Consider the following 15,652-nt stretch of genomic DNA (forward strand, 5'->3'; position numbering starts at 1 on the left):
CTCTCTGTCGTTATCGTGGCTGTGCGGGATCAGCCGAGGCCGAGCAGGCGGCGATTGGCGCTGGGATCGCTGCCGCCGGCGAAATCGTCGAAGGCATGTTCCGGACGCCGGATCATGTGCGCCTCGATGAACGGCGCTCCCTCGCGTGCGCCATCCTGCGGGTGCTTGAGCGCGCATTCCCACTCCAGCACCGCCCAGCCTGAATAGTCGTACTGGGTCAGCTTGGAAAAGATGCCGCCGAAGTCGACCTGCCCGTCGCCCAGCGAGCGGAACCGACCGGGACGATCGACCCAGTCCGAATAGCTGCCGTACACGCCCGCGCGGCCGGTCGGGTTGAGCTCCGCGTCCTTGACGTGGAACATCTTGATCCGCTCGTGATAGATGTCGATGAACTGGAGATAGTCCATCGCCTGCAGCACCATGTGGCTGGGATCGTAGAGGATGTTGGCGCGCTTGTGGCCGCCGACCTGGTCGAGGAAGCGCTCGAAGGTCACGCCATCGTGCAGGTCCTCGCCGGGATGCAGCTCGAAGCAGAGATCGATGCCCTCCTCCTCGAACGCGTCGAGGATCGGGGTCCAGCGCCGACCCAGCTCGGCGAAGGCCTCTTCCACCAGCCCCGCGGGGCGCTGCGGCCAGGGATAGACGAAGCCCCAGACGAATGCGCCCGAGAAGGTCGCGTGCGCGCTCAGCCCGAGCCGGCGGCTCGCCTTGGCGGCGAGGCGGAGGCGCTCGACCGCCCATTTCTGACGCTCGGCGGGCTTGCCGCGCAGCTCGGGCGGGGCGAAGCCGTCGAACAGTTCGTCATAGGCGGGATGTACCGCGACGAGCTGGCCCTGGAGGTGGGTCGATAGCTCGGTGATCTCCACCCCCGCCTCGCGGCAGCGGCCGATCAGCTCGTCGGCATAGGTCTGGCTCTCGGCGGCGCGCTCGAGATCGATGCAGCGCGCGTCCCAGGTCGGGATCTGCACGCCGGCATAACCCGCGTCCGCCATCCAGCGCGCGGCGCTGTCGAGCGTGTCGAAGGGCGCCTCGCCCATGAACTGGGCGAGGAAGACCCCCGGCCCGCGCATCGCCGGCGCGCCGCTCACTTGAGCGTCTTGAGATAGGCGATGACGGCGGCGCGCTTCGTCGGGTCGGCCATGCCGATCGGCATGCGCGTGCCCGGCACCTTCTTGCTCGGCGCGGCGATGAACTCGCTCAGCGACTTCTCGTCCCACGTCAGCTTGGACGCCTTGAGCGCGGCCGAATAGTTGAAGCCGGGCGCAGTGCCGGCGGGGCGGCCGACCACGCCGTAGAGGTTCGGCCCGATGCGATTGGGGCCACCCTTCTCGACGGTATGGCAGGCCTTGCAGGCCGCGAAGGCCGGCGGCGTAGTGGCCTGCGCCGCCAGCGGCGCGGGCATGAGGGCGATCGCCGCGGCGGCGACGACCGGAAGAGCGGCTAGTCCGGCGATCAGCTTCATCGCGACTCTCTCCAATTGGTTGTTTGTCGTATGTTTAGCGCTAAACAAGCGGGGATCAACCCGCTTGGTGACGCTGCGTCACCGCGGGACAATGCGACGGGAGAGATGAACGATGGCGCAACGACAAGCACTTCGGCTCGCGATGCTGGGCGGCGGCGAAGGCGCCTTCATCGGCGCTGTCCATCGTATGGCGGCCGGCGTTGACGGCGACTGGCGGCTGGTCGCGGGCGCCTTCAGCAGCGACGCCGCGCGCAACACGCGCAGCGGCGAGTCGCTCGGGCTCGATCCGACGCGGGTCTATGCCACCTTCGAGGACCTGCTCGCCGCCGAGCGAGCGCTGCCCGAGACCGAGCGCGTCGAGGCGGTGGCGATCGTGACGCCGAACCATCTCCACGCGCCGATGTCGATCGCCGCGCTCGACGCCGGCTTCCACGTTATCTGCGAGAAGCCGATGTCGCTCAACCTTGAGGAAGCGAAGGCGATCGCCGCCGCGGTGGAGCGCAGCGGTCGCCACTACGCGCTCGCCTTCACCTACAGCGGCTACCCTCTCGTCGAGGAGGCACGCGCGCGTGTCGAGCGCGGCGACTTCGGCACGATCCGGCTGGTGCAGGTGGAATATTCGCAGGGCTGGCTGGCGCGCGCGATCGACCGCGACGGCAACAAGCAAGCCGAGTGGCGCACCGATCCGGCGCGTGCCGGCCTGGGCGGCTGCCTCGGCGACATCGGCACCCACGCCTTCCAGCTCGCCGAGCACGTTTCCGGGCTGAAGGTCGAGTCGCTCTGCGCCGAGCTCACCACGCACGTGCCGGGCCGTCGCCTCGACGACGACGTGAGCGTGCTGCTGCGCTTCGCCGGCGGCGCGCGCGGCGTGCTCAAGGCCAGCCAGGTCGCGGCCGGCGACGAGAACGGGCTGCGGCTCCGCGTCCACGGCGAACTCGGCGGGCTCGACTGGGCGCAGATGGAGCCCAACACGCTGACGCTGCGCTGGCTCGACAAGCCGGTGGAAGTGCTGCGCACCGGCGGCCCCGCGCTGAGCGAGGGCGCGATCGCGCGGACGCGCACGCCGGCGGGCCACCCGGAGGGCTATATCGAGGCGTTCGCCAACATCTACCGCGGCTTCGCGGGAGCGATCCGCGGAGCGGCGCCGGCCATGTGGTATCCCGGCGTGGAGGACGGCGTGCGCACCATGGCCTTCGTCGAGGCGGTGGTCGGCAACGCCCAGTCGGACGTGAAATGGAGCGCGCTGGGGTAAGCGCGACGGCGCGGCGGGGACGGTCCCGCCGCGCCGGCCGGCTCACGGCTTGGCCGGAGGCTCGGCGCCGAGCGCCTTGTTCTCCTTGGCCGCGGGATCGACCGAGGGCGCGCCAGACGCCGGCGTGCCGGTGTTCGACAGATCGGCGGTGTCGCCCTTGGCGCTCTCGGTGACGTTGGCGACCGCCTGGTCGCCAGCCGCCGGCGCGGCACCGGCCGCGGGTGCGGCGGGCAGCGGCAGGTTCGAGCCCTGCTGGTTGAGATAGGCGATGACGTTGGCGCGATCTTGCGGGTTGCCCAGGCCGGCGAAGGTCATCTTGGTGCCGTTGGCGAACTTGCGCGGGCTGGTGAGCCACGCGTTCATCTTGTCGAAGTCCCAGGTGCCGCCGACCGACTTGAGTGCGTCGGAGAAAGCGAAGCCGCCCTTCCCCTGCGCGATCCCCTCGCCCAGCGTCGCGTACAGGTTCGGGCCGATGCCGTTGGCGCCACCCTGGTTGATCGTGTGGCAGGCGGCGCACTTCTTGAAGACCTCGGCGCCCTTGGCCGGATCAGCGCTGGCGAGCAGCGACGCGATCGGCACCTCGGCCGCGGCACCACCGCCGCCGGCCTCCTCGACGCCCTCGATCGCGTAGCCCATCTTCTCCGGGCGCTCGCCGTGAAAGACCTGGCTGCCGACGATCGACAGCCCCAGCGCGACTCCGGCACCCGCCAAGACCCAGCCGAAAATCGTGTTGCTACGATCGTCCATGTCGCCCGTGTGCCCCTCTCTAATTAGGTCGATCCATAGAAAAGCCGCCACCGCACCGCAAGCGCTTGAGCGGCGGCCCGCGCTCTTCTACGCGCCGGGACCGAGATGGACAGCTACGCCGCCCCCGCTTTGCCGATCGTCAAGCGCCTGACCGAGGCCGCCGCGCGCGCGCCCGAGAACGCCGTCGCCTTCCAGGGTGCACCCGGCGCCAACAGCCATGTCGCGGTGTGCGAGGCCTTCCCTGAGGCGCTGCCGCTGCCCTGCTTCAGCTTCGACGACGCGCTCGACGCGGTGAAGCACGGCCGCGCCGCGCGCGCCCTGATCCCGATCGAGAACTCGCTCCACGGCCGCGTCGCCGACATCCACTTCCTGCTTCCCGAGTCCGGTCTGGTGATCATCGGCGAGCATTTCCTGCCGATCCGGCACGCGCTGATCGGCCTCGGCCCGCGCGCGGCGGTGTCCAGCGCGATGAGCCATCCCCAGGCGCTCGGCCAGTGCCGACACTGGCTCAAGGCGCACGGCATCGCACCGGTGAGCTATCCCGACACCGCCGGCGCCGCCGCGGTAGTGGCCGAGCTGCGCGACCCCAGCGTCGCCGCGCTCGCCCCGCCGGGCGCCGCGGCGATCTACGGGCTCGAGCTGCTCGCCACCGACATCGCTGACGCCGACCACAACATGACTCGCTTCGTCACGCTGGCGCGTGACGGCGTGGCGACCGAGGGCGAGGGCGAGGGGCCGTGGATGACGACCTTCATCTTCGCGGTGAAGAACGTGCCCGCCGCGCTGTACAAGGCGATGGGCGGGTTCGCGACCAATGGCGTCAACATGACCAAGCTGGAAAGCTACCAGCGCGGCGGCAGCTTCGCGGCGACCGAATTCTACGCCGACGTCGAGGGGCGCCCCGGCGAGCCCGGCTTCGACCGCGCGATGGCCGAACTGGGCTTTCATGCCAAGCATCTGCGCGTGCTCGGTTCCTATCGCCAGGCGCGCAAACGCGGCTGACCGCCCCCTTGCGCGCGCCGCGCCCGCTCCTATCGTGCGGCGCGACGAACATGGGTGGGGACAGACGCGTGATGAAGACCTTGCTGCTGGCCGGCGCCGCGCTCACCGCAAACGCGGCGTCGCCCGCCTGGACGCAGACCGCACCGCAGCCGCCGCACGCCGCGAAGAGGCCGCATCAGGTCACCTCGGCCAATGGGACACGCGAGGATGATTATTACTGGTTGCGCGACGACACCCGCAAGAACCCCGAGATGCTCGCCTATCTGGCCGCGGAGAACGCCTATGCCGACGCGACGCTGGCGTCGCTCAAGCCGCTGCAGGACAGACTCTACGCCGAGACCGTCAGCCATATCAAACAGGACGACAGCAGCGTCCCCTATCGCGAGCGCGGCTATTATTATCAGACCCGCTTCACGCCGGGCGCGGACTATCCGGTCATCGAGCGCCGCAAGGGCGCGCCCGACGCGCCCGCCGAGGTCCTGTTCGATCAGCCCGCGATGGCGAAGGGGCATAATTTCTTCGCACTGAGCGACTGGTCGGTCAGCCAGGACAACCGGCTCGTCGCCTATGCCGAGGATACGGTCGGTCGGCGGCAATATGTCCTCAAGGTCAAGGACCTTTCCACCGGACGGCCGCTGCCGGACACGATCACCAACGTCGAGCCCAATCTCGTCTGGGCCGACGACAACCGCACGCTCTTCTATATCGCCAAGGACCCGGTGACGCTGCGCGGCTATCGCGTGATGGCGCACGTGCTCGGCACGCCGGTGAGCGCGGACCGCCTCGTTTATGAGGAGAAGGACGACACCTTCCAGATGGGGATCAGCCGCACCAGCGACGATCGCTTCATCTGCATCGGCGTGTCTGCCACGGTCAGTGACGAGCAGCGCTGCGCTCCCGCGGCGGCGCCGACCCGCTTCGCGCTGGTGGCGCCCCGCGCGCGCGAGTTCCGCTACGGCGCGGATCACATGGGGGATCGCTGGATCATCCGCACCAACCGCGACGCCCGCAACTACAAGCTCGTCACCGTCGCCGACCGCGATCTCGCCCGCGGTGTCTCCGCCTGGCGCGACCTGACGCCGGCGAGCGACAGCGTCTTCATCGAAGATTTCAAGCCGTTCCGCGGCTTCATCGCGCTCGACCAGCGCGAGGGTGGTAACCGCATGATCCGGCTGTTGACCGACGGCCGTTCCGCCCCGGTCAAGGCCGACGAGCCGGCCTATCAGATGGCGCTGGCGGTCAATCCGGAGCCCGATACCGACTGGGTGCGCTACACCTACGCCTCGCTGGTGACGCCGACGACCACCTACGAGGTCAGTGCGAAGACGGGCGAGCGCCGCGTGCTCAAGGTCGCGCCGGTGCCGGGCTATGACCCGTCGAACTACGTCACCGAGCGGGTCTGGGCGACCGCGCGCGACGGCACCAAGGTCCCGGTCTCGGTGGTGTACCGCAAGGGCGTCAAGCGCGACGGCACCGCTCCGCTGTTCCAATATGCCTATGGCAGCTACGGCCTCTCGATGGACCCGGCGGTCGACCCGGCACGGATCGCGATGCTCGACCGCGGCGTGGTCTACGCTTTGGCGCACATCCGCGGCGGGCAGGAAATGGGGCGCGGCTGGTATGACGACGGCCATCTGCTGCACAAGAAGAACAGCTTCACCGACTTCGTCGACGTCACCCGCTATCTGGTGGCGCAGAAATACGCCGCCCCGGGCCGGGTGGCGGCGATGGGCGGCAGCGCGGGCGGGCTGCTGATGGGTGCGGTCGCGAACATGGCGCCGCAGGACTATGCGCTGATCATCGCGCAGGTGCCGTTCGTCGACGTGGTGACCACCATGCTCGACTCCTCGATCCCGCTGACCACGTTTGAATATGACGAATGGGGCGATCCGGCGCAGAAGCCCTTTTACGATTACATGCTGAGCTACTCGCCGTACGACAATGTCGCGGCCAAGGCCTACCCGGCGATGTACGTCAGCACCGGGCTGTGGGACAGCCAGGTGCAATACTACGAGCCGACCAAATGGGTCGCACGGCTGCGCGAGTTGAAGACCGGCGACGCGCCGCTGGTGTACCGAGTCAACATGGAGGCGGGGCACGGCGGCAAGTCGGGCCGCTTCGAGCGCTATCGCCAGGGCGCGGAATGGCAGGCATTCGCGCTGCAGCGATTGAAGGTGGCGGACTGAGGACGGCGCCGCGCTCCCGCCTTGTCGGAGCGCGGTCCAAGCCGGTGTTCCCCTATTCCGACCAGGCGCGCAGCAGCGTGTGTGCGATCGCGTAGGGCGGCGGCGCGACGAAGCGCCCCCCCTCGCCCGCGAGCGCCGCGCGCACCTCGTCGCGCGTGACCCACATCGCGTCCTCCAGCTCGTTGGCGTCGAGCGTGATCGCGTCGTCGATCGCCTGCGCGACGCAGGCGATCATCAGCTGCGACGGGAACGGCCACGGCTGGCTCGCGACGTAGCGGACGTCCTTCACCCGCACGCCCGACTCCTCCGCGATCTCGCGCGCCACCGCCTCCTCGATCGACTCGCCCGGCTCGAGGAAGCCCGCCAGCGCGGAGTAGCGCCCCGCGGGCCAGCTCGGCTGCCGGCCCACTAACGCGCGCCCGTCATGTTCCGCCAGCATGATCACGACCGGGTCGACGCGCGGGAAATGCTCCGCCGAGCAGCCCGGGCAGCGTCGCCCCCAGCCGGCGCGGAACAGCCCGGTCGCGCTGCCGCAATTGGCGCAGAAGCGGTGCCGCGCGTGCCAGTCGAGCAGCGAGCGCGCCGCCGCGAAGGTCGCCGACTCGCCCGCGCGCAGCTGGTCGAGCAGGCCGAAGAGACTAGGCGAGCGGAACGGCGGCGGCGCGCCCGCCCCGGGCACGATCGCGGCGAAGCGCGGCGCCCCCGCGTCGAGCCCGAGCAGCACCAGCTCCGCCTCCGCCGGCGCGGCCGATAGCGGCGCCCAGGCCAGCGCGCCGCCCTCCCCCACCACCGGCTCGAACGACTCGAGCACCAGCAGCCGCGCCGTCGGGTCCGCCACCGCGGCGGCGAGACCGTCGGCATCGTGGCGCAGCGCGTCGGCCCGGTCGAGCGTGCCGCCGGTGAAGCCGGTCGCGATCACCGCGGTACGCCGGGGTGGAGCCGCGCCGCGTCGCGCGCCAGCGCCGCGAAGGTCTCCTTGGCCAGCGGGTAGCGCTCGCCCGGGAAGTAATTGACCATGATCGTCCCCCTGAAGCGCCGCGCCGGGTCGACGATCGCCACCGTCCCGGCCGCGCCGCCCCAGCCATAGCTGCCCTTCGACGCGCCGCCGGCCTCGTCGGCGAGATACACCACCCCGCCCGCGCCGAAGCCCTGCGCCACGCCCTCCTTGTTCTTATAGCTCACGCCCGGCGGCAGCAGGTTGGACATCGCCAGCCGCGCGGTCTCGGGCTTCATGATCGTCACGCCGTCGAGCGTGCCCGCGTCCTGCAGCATGTGGAGGAAGCGGTCGTAATCGCGCGCCGACGCCACCAGCCCCGCGCCGCCGTACGGGAAGCTGGGCGGCTGGAGGAACACCGAGCGCGCCGCGAGGTCGAGCGGGATCAGCTGGTCGCCCGCGAAGGCATAATTGGTGGCGAAGCGCGCGACGTTGCCGGGTGCGACCTGGAAGTCGGTCGAGGTCATGCCGAGCGGGTCGAGGATGCGCGCGCGGACGAAGCGCTCGAACGGCTGCCCGGAGACCTTCTCGATCACCGCGGCAAGCACGTCGAGCCCCATCGAATAATGCCAGACCGTCCCCGGCTCGGCGACGAGCGGCGCCTGCGCCACCCGCTCGGCGAAGGCGATCAGCGAGCTCGGCCGCGACTTGCGCGCCACCGCCTCGGTCTGCGCGTTCGCCGAGAAGGGGACGAGGCCGAGCCGCTCATATTCCTTGAGCAGCGGCCCCTGCGCGTTGATCTGGTAGCCGATCCCCGAGCTGTGCGTCATCAGCTCGCGAATCGTGATCGGCGCGCGCGCGGGGCGCGTCGCCAGCGACGTGTCCGGACTGGTCAGCACCTTCATTCTAGCGAAGCCGGGGAAATAGTTGGAAAGCGGGTCGTCGAGCGACAGCTTGCCCTCCTCCACCAGCAGCATCGCCGCCATGCCGGTGATCGGCTTGGTCATCGAGTAGACGCGCCACAAAGAGTCGGGGCCGGCGGGCTGCGCGCCCGGATCGGTCGCGACCGCGCCCGCGCTGACGAACACGGTCGGCAGGTCGCCCAATCCGAAGGCGCCGACGATGCCCGGCATCTTCTTGTCGCGGACATAGCCGTCGAACAGCGCCTGGGTCGACGGCAGGATCTGCGCGGCCGGCAGCCCCTGGAGCGCGCTTGTCCCCTGCGTGGATGGCGCCGTCTGCGGCCGCGGGGCGGGCGCCGGCGCCCGCTGCGCCGAGAGCTGAGCCGCCGCCACCAGCGCGGTGAGCGCCGCCGTACCGAACCACCGGAACACCGTCATGCCTGTCTGCTCCTCGCCACCGCTGCCGCCTTCGCGAACAAGGTCGGCAGCCCCGCCTCGTCCAGTGTCGCGACCGGCCACCATTCACCCAGGTTGGTCGCGCGCTCGGTGTCGGCGACGGCCACGTCCAGGTCCAGCGTGAAATGCGTGAAGCCGTGCTCGACTCGTCGCTCCAGCACGCGCCATGCCGCCTCCGCGGGCGCGTCGCGCAGCCCCGGCGGCGCCAGCTCCCACGGGCCGGTCGGCAGCGCGCGCATGCCGCCGAGCAGCCCCTTCTCGGGGCGGCGCACCAGCAGCACGTGGCCGTCGCGCTCGAGCCAGAAGATCGTGCCGAAGCGGTGCGGCCGCGCCGCCTTGGGTTTCTTGACCGGGAAGGCTTCGGGCGTGCCGAGCGCGAGGGCGGCGCACTGGTCGGCGAGCGGGCAGAGCAGGCAGCGCGGCTTGCGCGGAGTGCACACCGCCGAGCCCAGGTCCATCAAAGCCTGCGCATAGTCGCCGGCGCGGTTCTCCGGCGTGATCGTCGCCGCGGCGGCGCGGATCGCGCGGCGGCCGCCCGGCAGCGGCGCGTCGATCGCGAACAGCCGCGCCACCACGCGCTCGACATTGGCGTCCACGACCACCGCGCGACGTCCGAACGCGATCGCCGCGACCGCGGCGGCGGTATAGTCGCCGAAACCGGGCAGCCCGCGCAACGCCTCCTCGGTGTCGGGCAGCCGGCCGCCGTGCTCCGCCGCGATCACGCGCGCCGCGGCGAGCAGGTTGCGCGCGCGGGCATAATAGCCAAGTCCCGCCCACGCCGCCATGACGTCCGCCTCGTCGGCCGCGGCAAGGTCCGCGAAGGTCGGCCAGCGCGCGACCCACGTCGCGAAGCGCGGGCGCACCGTCGCCACCGTCGTCTGCTGCAGCATTACCTCGCTCAGCCAGACTCGATAGGGATCGGGCGTCTCGCCCGGCAGCGAGCGCCACGGCAGCGCGCGGCGGTGGCGGTCATACCAGTGAAGCAAGGGCTTGGCGGCAGTGATCGCGCGCTTGGCGTCCATGCCCCGGCTATGGCATGGGGGCGGGAATGAGCAAGCGCCCTCGCGTCTCCGATCAACCTCCCGAGCGGCAGAACCGGTCGCGCCAGGTGGCCGAGCTGCTGCCCGCGGTGGGCGGGGCGGCGTTCCGGCGCTTCGGCTTCGTCCAGTCCGCGATCGTGTCGCGCTGGCCCGAGATCGTCGGCGAGAAGCTCGCTGCTGCCAGCACGCCCGAGTCGATCCGCTTCCCGGTCGGCAAGAAGCAGGACGGCACGCTGACGCTCACCGTCCGCGGTGCGCACGCACCGATGATGAGCCACCTGACGGTCGAGATCATCGAGCGGGTCAACCGCTTCTTCGGCTATGCCGCGGTGTGCAAGGTGGCGATCCGCCACGGCGAGGTGACCAAGCGCCCCGAGCGCCGCGCGCCGCCGTCGCTCGCCCCCGCGCCCGAGCTGGGCGGCAGCCTAAAGACGATCGCCGATCCCGAGCTCAAGGCGGTGCTCGAGGCGCTCGCCTCGGGCGTCGCCGCCAACCCTCCCGCGCTGCCGAAGGTACGATGACCCGCTTCCGCTCGGTCCTGCTGCCCCTCGCCGCGCTCGCGCTCGGCACCGCCGCGGGCGCCGCCGCGCCGCGCCCCTGGACCGCGGTCGCGACGCCGGTGGCGACCGGCAGCTACCTGATCGGCAACCCCAAGGCGCGGGTTAAGCTGGTCGAGTACGTGAGCTACACCTGCCCGCACTGCGGCCATTTCGCCGCCGAGTCGCACGCGACGCTCGGCGCGATGGTGCGCTCGGGCTCGACCAGCGTCGAGGTGCGCAACCAGATCCACGACGGGATCGACCTTGCCGCCGCGACGCTGGCGCGCTGCGCCGGGCCGGCCGCTTTCCCCGCGCTGCACGAGGCGTTCTTCGCCAAGCAGGAGGAATGGTACGAGCGCGCCGCGGAGTGGAGCGAGGGCAATCGCGCGCGCATCGCGCCCTGGCCCCAGCTCGACCAGCTCAAGGCGGTGGCGCAGGGCGCGGGGCTCGACGCGATCGCCAAACAGGCCGGTGCGCCCGCCGCGGCGATCGACGCCTGTTTCGCGAGCGACGCGCAGGTGAAGCGCGCCATCGCGGCGTCCGAGGCGACGAGCAAGGTGAAGGGCACGCCCGCCTTCGAGCTCAATGGCAAGCTGATCGAGAACGTCGGCTGGGCGCAGCTCGAGCCGCAGTTGCGCGCGGCCGGCGCGCGGTGATGTGGCCGGTCTTCCATCCTCCCCTGCAAGGGGAGGTGGCGCGCGCAGCGCGACGGAGGGGTGTCGCCGCTGGTGAGTCCAGCGACACTCGCCGGCCGGGTCACCCCCCCGTCAGTCCTTCGGCCTGCCACCTCCCCTTGCAGGGGAGGATCAATCGAAAACTATACGGTCTTATCAACGGAGTGACCGAATGAAGCGTCTCGCATCTCCCCTGCTCTTCGCCGCCGCGGCGCTGCTCGCCGGCTGCGGCAGCGGCGGTGACGGCAACGGCAGCGCACCCAGCGCGCCCGCCGGCTCGGTCAAGGCGGTCGCCGCGCCCGCGGGCTCGGACTGGACCCAGCAGGTCCGCCAGACCCCCGAGGGCGGCTTCGTCATGGGTAACCCCGATGCGCCGCTCAAGCTGGTCGAGTACGGCTCGCGCACCTGCCCTACTTGCGGCGCGTTCGGCCAAACGGGCATGCGCCCGCTCGAGGAGAATTACGTCAAGACCGGCAAGGTCTCGTACGAGTTCCGGGACTTCCTGGTCCACGGCCCGCCCGACTTCGCGGCCTCGCTGCTCGGCCGCTGCGCCGGCGCCGCGCCGTTCTTCCCGATCCTCGAGCAGATGTATATCGATCAGCCCAAGTTCCTCGACGCGCAGATGAAGGCGGCGCAGGATCAGTCGTTCCTCCAGTCGACGCAGAACGCCACGCCGGCACAAGTCGCGAACGGCTGGGCGGACAAGATGGGCTATGTCGAGTTCGTCAAGCAGCGCGGCATCACCGAGGCGCAGGCGCGCGCCTGCCTCAACGATCCCAAGGCGATCGAGGCGCTCACCAAGATGACGCAGGACGCCACCGAGAAGCAGGACGTGACCGGCACGCCGACTTTCTTCCTCAACGGCCGCAAGCTGGAGAACAGCGTCACCTGGCAAGCCATCGAGACCGCGCTCAAGTCTGCGGGCGCCTGATCCCGAGCCTGACGCGGGGCTGACCCTCGATGCGCATCAAGCGGCTGCGGCTGACCGGCTTCAAGAGCTTCGTCGACCCGGCCGACCTGCGCATCGAGCCGGGGCTGACCGGGGTGGTCGGCCCCAACGGCTGTGGCAAGTCGAACCTGCTCGAGGCGCTGCGCTGGACGATGGGCGAGAACAGCGCCCGCTCGATGCGCGGCGCCGGCATGGAGGACGTGATCTTCGCCGGCACCGCGACGCGGCCGCCGCGCGACTTCGCCGAAGTGTCGCTGCTCGCCGAGATCGACGCGCCCGACGGCGCGCAGGAGCGCGAGATCGTCCGCCGGATCGAGCGCGGCGCCGGCTCGGCCTATCGGCTCGACGGGCGCGACGTCCGCGCCAAGGACATCCAGCTCCTGTTCGCTGACGCCGCGACCGGTGCGCACTCTCCTGCCTTGGTCAGCCAGAACCGCATCGGCGCGGTGATCGCGGCCAAGCCGGGCGAACGCCGCGCGATGCTGGAGGAGGCCGCGGGCATCGCCGGGCTCCATGTCCGCCGCAAGGACGCGGAAGCGCGGCTGCGCGCCACCGAGGCCAATCTGGCACGGCTCGACGAGCTGATGGCGGACCAGGGCACGCGCATCGCCGCGCTGCGCCGCCAGGCGCGCGCCGCCGAACGCTACCGCCTCCTCTCCGAGCAGATCCGGCTGGCCGAGGCGCGGATGATCTTCGCGCGCTGGCGCGACGCCACCGCCGCCGCGACCGCGGCCAAGCAGGAGGCCGACGCTGCCGCAGCGCAGGTCACCACCGCCACCGCGGCGGAGCAGGCGACGCTGGCCGCGCAGCGCGCCGCCGCCGAGCAGGTCGCCGCCGCGCGCGCCGCCGCGCTGGCGGCGCGCGACCGTGCTGGCGAGCTCGCGCACCAGCTGACGCGCGCGCGCGAGCAGCGCCACGGCGCGCAGCGTCGGCTGGAAGAGATGGAGTCGGCACGCCGGCGCATCGGCGAGGATCGCGCCCGCGAGGATTCGCTAGCGCACGACGCCGCCGCCGCGCTCGACCGGATCGCCGCCGAGGCCGAGACGCTCGACCGCCGTGTCGCCGAGGGCAGCGCCGCGCTGCCCGCGCTCGACGCCGCGCTCGCCGAGGCGGAGCGCCACGCGCGCGACGTCGAGGTGGCGCTCGCCCAGGCGCTGTCGGCCGAGGCGGCAGAGGCGGCCGAGCGCCGCGTCGCCGCCGCCGCGCACGCGGCCGCCGCCGCGCGCCACGAGCGGGCGCGGCGCGAGGCGATGCGGCTGGCGGAGGCGATCGAGGCGCTCGACGATTCGGCTACGCTGGAAGCGGCGCGCGATGCCGCGCGCGCGGCGCAGACGGACGCGCAGGGGCGGGTGGCCAAGGCGCGCGCCGCGCTCGACTGGGCCGAGACGAGCGAGACCGAGGCGCGTGAAGAGCGCGATCCTGCCGAGGCCACGCGCGCCACCGCCTTGGCGGCGTTGGCGGCGCTCGACGGCGAGGCGGCGGCGCTGGCGCGGGCGGTGGACCAGAAGGGTGAAAAACTGCTCGACTCGGTCAGCGCCGAGCCCGGCTTCGAGCGCGCGCTCGCCGCGGCGCTGGGGGACGAGCTCGAGACCGCGTTGGCCGACTGGCACGGCTCGCCGCTCGGCGAAGACGATCCGGCCGCCCCGATCGGCACGCTGCCGCTCGCCGCCCGGGTCACCGCGCTGCCAGAGCTGGAGCGCCGTCTGTCGCAGGTGTTCCTGGTCGAGACCGACTCGGCGCAACCGCTACGCCCCGGGCAGCGGCTGGTGACCCGCGAGGGGCGCGTGCGGCGATGGGACGGCTACGTCAGCACCAGCGGCGGCGTCGCCGCGGCGGAGCGGCTGGAGCGCCGCAACCGCCTCGCCGCGCTAGAGGCCGAGCGGCCCGCGGCCGAGGCGGCGGTGGAGCGCGCGACGCAGCGGCGCACGCAGATCGACGAGCGCATCGCGCGCGCGCGTGCGGCGGCGCAGTCCTCGCGCGCGCTGCTCGCTCAGGGCGAGACCGACGTCCGCGCGGCGCAGCGCGACGAGGACCGCGCCGCGGCCCAGATCGAGCGACTCGCGGGTCAGCGCGCCGATCTCGCGCAACGCGCCGAGCGGGTCACCGCCGAGGCGGCGGAGGCGTTCGCCGAGCAGGAGCGCGCCGCCGACACGCTCGCCGCGCTGCCCGACGGCGCCGCCGCGGCGGGCGATACCGCGCGACTGCGCGGCGAGGCCGAGGCGGCGCGCGCCAAGGTGGCGCTGGCGCGCTCCGATCGCGCCACGCGCGAGCGCGAGCTGACCGAGGCGCGCGAGCGTCGCGCCGCGGGCAAGAGCGAGGCGCAGGGCTGGCGCACGCGCGCGGGCGAGGCCGCCAAGCGGATCGCCGACATGGACCAGCGCGCGACCGAACTGGAACGCGAGCTGACCGCGCTGCGCGAGCGCCCCGACGCGCTCGCCGCCGAGATCGCCAAGCTCGACAGCGAGGTGAGCGCCGCGCGCGCCGCCTCCGACTCGACCCAGGCCGAGGAGCGCGCCGCCGAGGCCGCACTGCGCGACGCCGACACCGCGCACGCGCGCGCCGCCGAGGCGCTCGCCACCGCGCGCGAGGCCCGCGCTGGCGCCACCGCGCGCGCCGAGAACCACGAGCTGCGCCGCGTCGAGATGGGGCGTGTCTCGGGCGAGCGCTTTGAATGCCCGGCTCCAGTGCTGCCCGAGAAGATCGGCTTCGTCTCGGCAGAGGTCGGGTCGCCGCGGGACGAGTCGAGCGCGCACGAGCGGCTGACGCTCGATCGCGAGCGGCTCGGCCCCGTCAACCTCGTCGCCGAGCGCGAGCTGGCGGAGCTGGAGACGAGCGGCGCCGCCACCGCGGCGGAGCGCGAGGAGCTGGGGCAGGCGGTCAACCGGCTGCGCGGCTCGATCGGCACGCTCAACCGTGAGGGGCGGCAGCGGCTGCTCGCCGCCTTCGAGGCGGTCGACGGCCATTTCCGGCGGCTGTTCACCACCTTGTTCAACGGCGGTCAGGCCCATCTCGCGCTGGTCGACTCGGACGATCCGCTCGAGGCGGGGCTCGAGATCATGGCGCAGCCCCCGGGCAAAAGGCTTCAGTCGCTCACCCTGCTGTCGGGCGGCGAGCAGGCACTGACCGCGGTGGCGCTGATCTTCGGGCTGTTCCTGACCAACCCGGCGCCGATCTGCGTGCTCGACGAGGTCGACGCGCCGCTCGACGACGCCAATATCGAACGCTTCTGCGACCTGCTCGAGCAGATGAGCCGCGAGACCGACACGCGTTACCTGATCGTCACGCACAATGCGGTGACGATGAGCCGGATGCACCGCCTGTTCGGAGTGACCATGGTGGAGCGCGGCGTGAGCCGACTGGTGTCCGTCGACCTCCAGGCGGCGGAGCTGCTCGCCGCGGAGTAAGCGGGATTGCGCACGCGCCCTCCCTTCCCTCCTGCGTCATCCCGAATTTGTTTCAGGATCCACGATGCCGCGCACTCAGCGGCGTGAGCATTTGCGGACCGGTGA

General features: G+C 71.8%; 13 protein-coding genes. 7 read left to right on the top strand and 6 right to left on the bottom strand.

Annotated elements, in window-relative coordinates; genetic code table 11:
• Positions 1–29 precede the first annotated feature (29 nt).
• Both FHY02_RS07320 and FHY02_RS07325 read right to left on the bottom strand, forming a co-directional pair.
• On the bottom strand, positions 30–1,070 hold the full coding sequence (locus FHY02_RS07320; protein WP_183921497.1) for a sugar phosphate isomerase/epimerase: 1,041 nt from the start codon (positions 1,068–1,070) through the stop codon (positions 30–32).
• A gap of 14 nt (positions 1,071–1,084) precedes the next feature.
• Positions 1,085–1,462, bottom strand: coding sequence for a cytochrome c family protein (locus FHY02_RS07325; RefSeq protein ID WP_183921127.1), 378 nt, complete (start codon positions 1,460–1,462; stop codon positions 1,085–1,087).
• 112 nt (positions 1,463–1,574) lie between these two features.
• Here FHY02_RS07325 and FHY02_RS07330 point away from each other — a divergent pair, with 112 nt between their 5' ends.
• Positions 1,575–2,714, top strand: a complete 1,140-nt coding sequence (locus tag FHY02_RS07330) for a Gfo/Idh/MocA family protein (protein WP_183921128.1) — start codon at positions 1,575–1,577, stop codon at positions 2,712–2,714.
• Between the two features lie 42 nt (positions 2,715–2,756).
• Here the strand turns inward: FHY02_RS07330 and FHY02_RS07335 are convergent, their stop codons facing one another.
• Complete coding sequence (locus FHY02_RS07335; protein WP_183921129.1) at positions 2,757–3,461, bottom strand: cytochrome c family protein; 705 nt, start codon at positions 3,459–3,461, stop codon at positions 2,757–2,759.
• 105 nt (positions 3,462–3,566) lie between these two features.
• Between FHY02_RS07335 and FHY02_RS07340 the strand changes: the two genes are divergently transcribed.
• Positions 3,567–4,463, top strand: a complete 897-nt coding sequence (locus FHY02_RS07340; protein ID WP_183921130.1) for a prephenate dehydratase — start codon at positions 3,567–3,569, stop codon at positions 4,461–4,463.
• A 71-nt stretch (positions 4,464–4,534) separates the two neighbouring features.
• On the top strand, positions 4,535–6,649 hold the full coding sequence (locus FHY02_RS07345; protein WP_183921131.1) for a S9 family peptidase: 2,115 nt from the start codon (positions 4,535–4,537) through the stop codon (positions 6,647–6,649).
• A gap of 52 nt (positions 6,650–6,701) precedes the next feature.
• Here the strand turns inward: FHY02_RS07345 and nudC are convergent, their stop codons facing one another.
• Genes nudC through mutY form a run of 3 tightly spaced genes read right to left on the bottom strand, consistent with a single transcriptional unit; the run spans position 6,702 to position 9,963 of the window.
• The gene (nudC, locus tag FHY02_RS07350; protein WP_183921132.1) at positions 6,702–7,568 is read right to left on the bottom strand and encodes an NAD(+) diphosphatase; all 867 of its coding nucleotides are present in this window, start codon (positions 7,566–7,568) and stop codon (positions 6,702–6,704) included.
• Positions 7,565–8,923, bottom strand: coding sequence for a serine hydrolase (locus tag FHY02_RS07355; protein WP_183921133.1), 1,359 nt, complete (start codon positions 8,921–8,923; stop codon positions 7,565–7,567). The genes nudC and FHY02_RS07355 overlap by 4 nt, the downstream gene beginning before the upstream one ends.
• On the bottom strand, positions 8,920–9,963 hold the full coding sequence (mutY, locus tag FHY02_RS07360; RefSeq protein ID WP_183921134.1) for an A/G-specific adenine glycosylase: 1,044 nt from the start codon (positions 9,961–9,963) through the stop codon (positions 8,920–8,922). Before mutY ends, FHY02_RS07355 begins: the two co-directional genes overlap by 4 nt.
• Before the next feature lie 26 nt (positions 9,964–9,989).
• Here mutY and FHY02_RS07365 point away from each other — a divergent pair, with 26 nt between their 5' ends.
• The 4 genes from FHY02_RS07365 to FHY02_RS07380 all read left to right on the top strand — a co-directional run bounded on the left by FHY02_RS07365 (position 9,990) and on the right by FHY02_RS07380 (position 15,547).
• Positions 9,990–10,502, top strand: a complete 513-nt coding sequence (locus FHY02_RS07365; protein WP_183921135.1) for a DUF721 domain-containing protein — start codon at positions 9,990–9,992, stop codon at positions 10,500–10,502.
• Positions 10,499–11,176 carry a thioredoxin domain-containing protein gene (locus tag FHY02_RS07370; RefSeq protein WP_183921136.1) on the top strand — a complete coding sequence of 226 codons (678 nt, stop codon included), beginning with the start codon at positions 10,499–10,501 and terminating at the stop codon, positions 11,174–11,176. The genes FHY02_RS07365 and FHY02_RS07370 overlap by 4 nt, the downstream gene beginning before the upstream one ends.
• Positions 11,177–11,366: 190 nt before the next feature.
• Complete coding sequence (locus tag FHY02_RS07375) at positions 11,367–12,125, top strand: thioredoxin domain-containing protein (RefSeq protein ID WP_183921137.1); 759 nt, start codon at positions 11,367–11,369, stop codon at positions 12,123–12,125.
• Positions 12,126–12,154: 29 nt separating this feature from the next.
• Complete coding sequence (locus FHY02_RS07380) at positions 12,155–15,547, top strand: chromosome segregation SMC family protein (protein WP_183921138.1); 3,393 nt, start codon at positions 12,155–12,157, stop codon at positions 15,545–15,547.
• The last annotated feature ends 105 nt before the right edge of the window (positions 15,548–15,652 follow it).

The organism is Sphingomonas sp. BK069 (assembly GCF_014193405.1).
In the GTDB taxonomy this organism is placed as follows: domain Bacteria; phylum Pseudomonadota; class Alphaproteobacteria; order Sphingomonadales; family Sphingomonadaceae; genus Sphingomonas.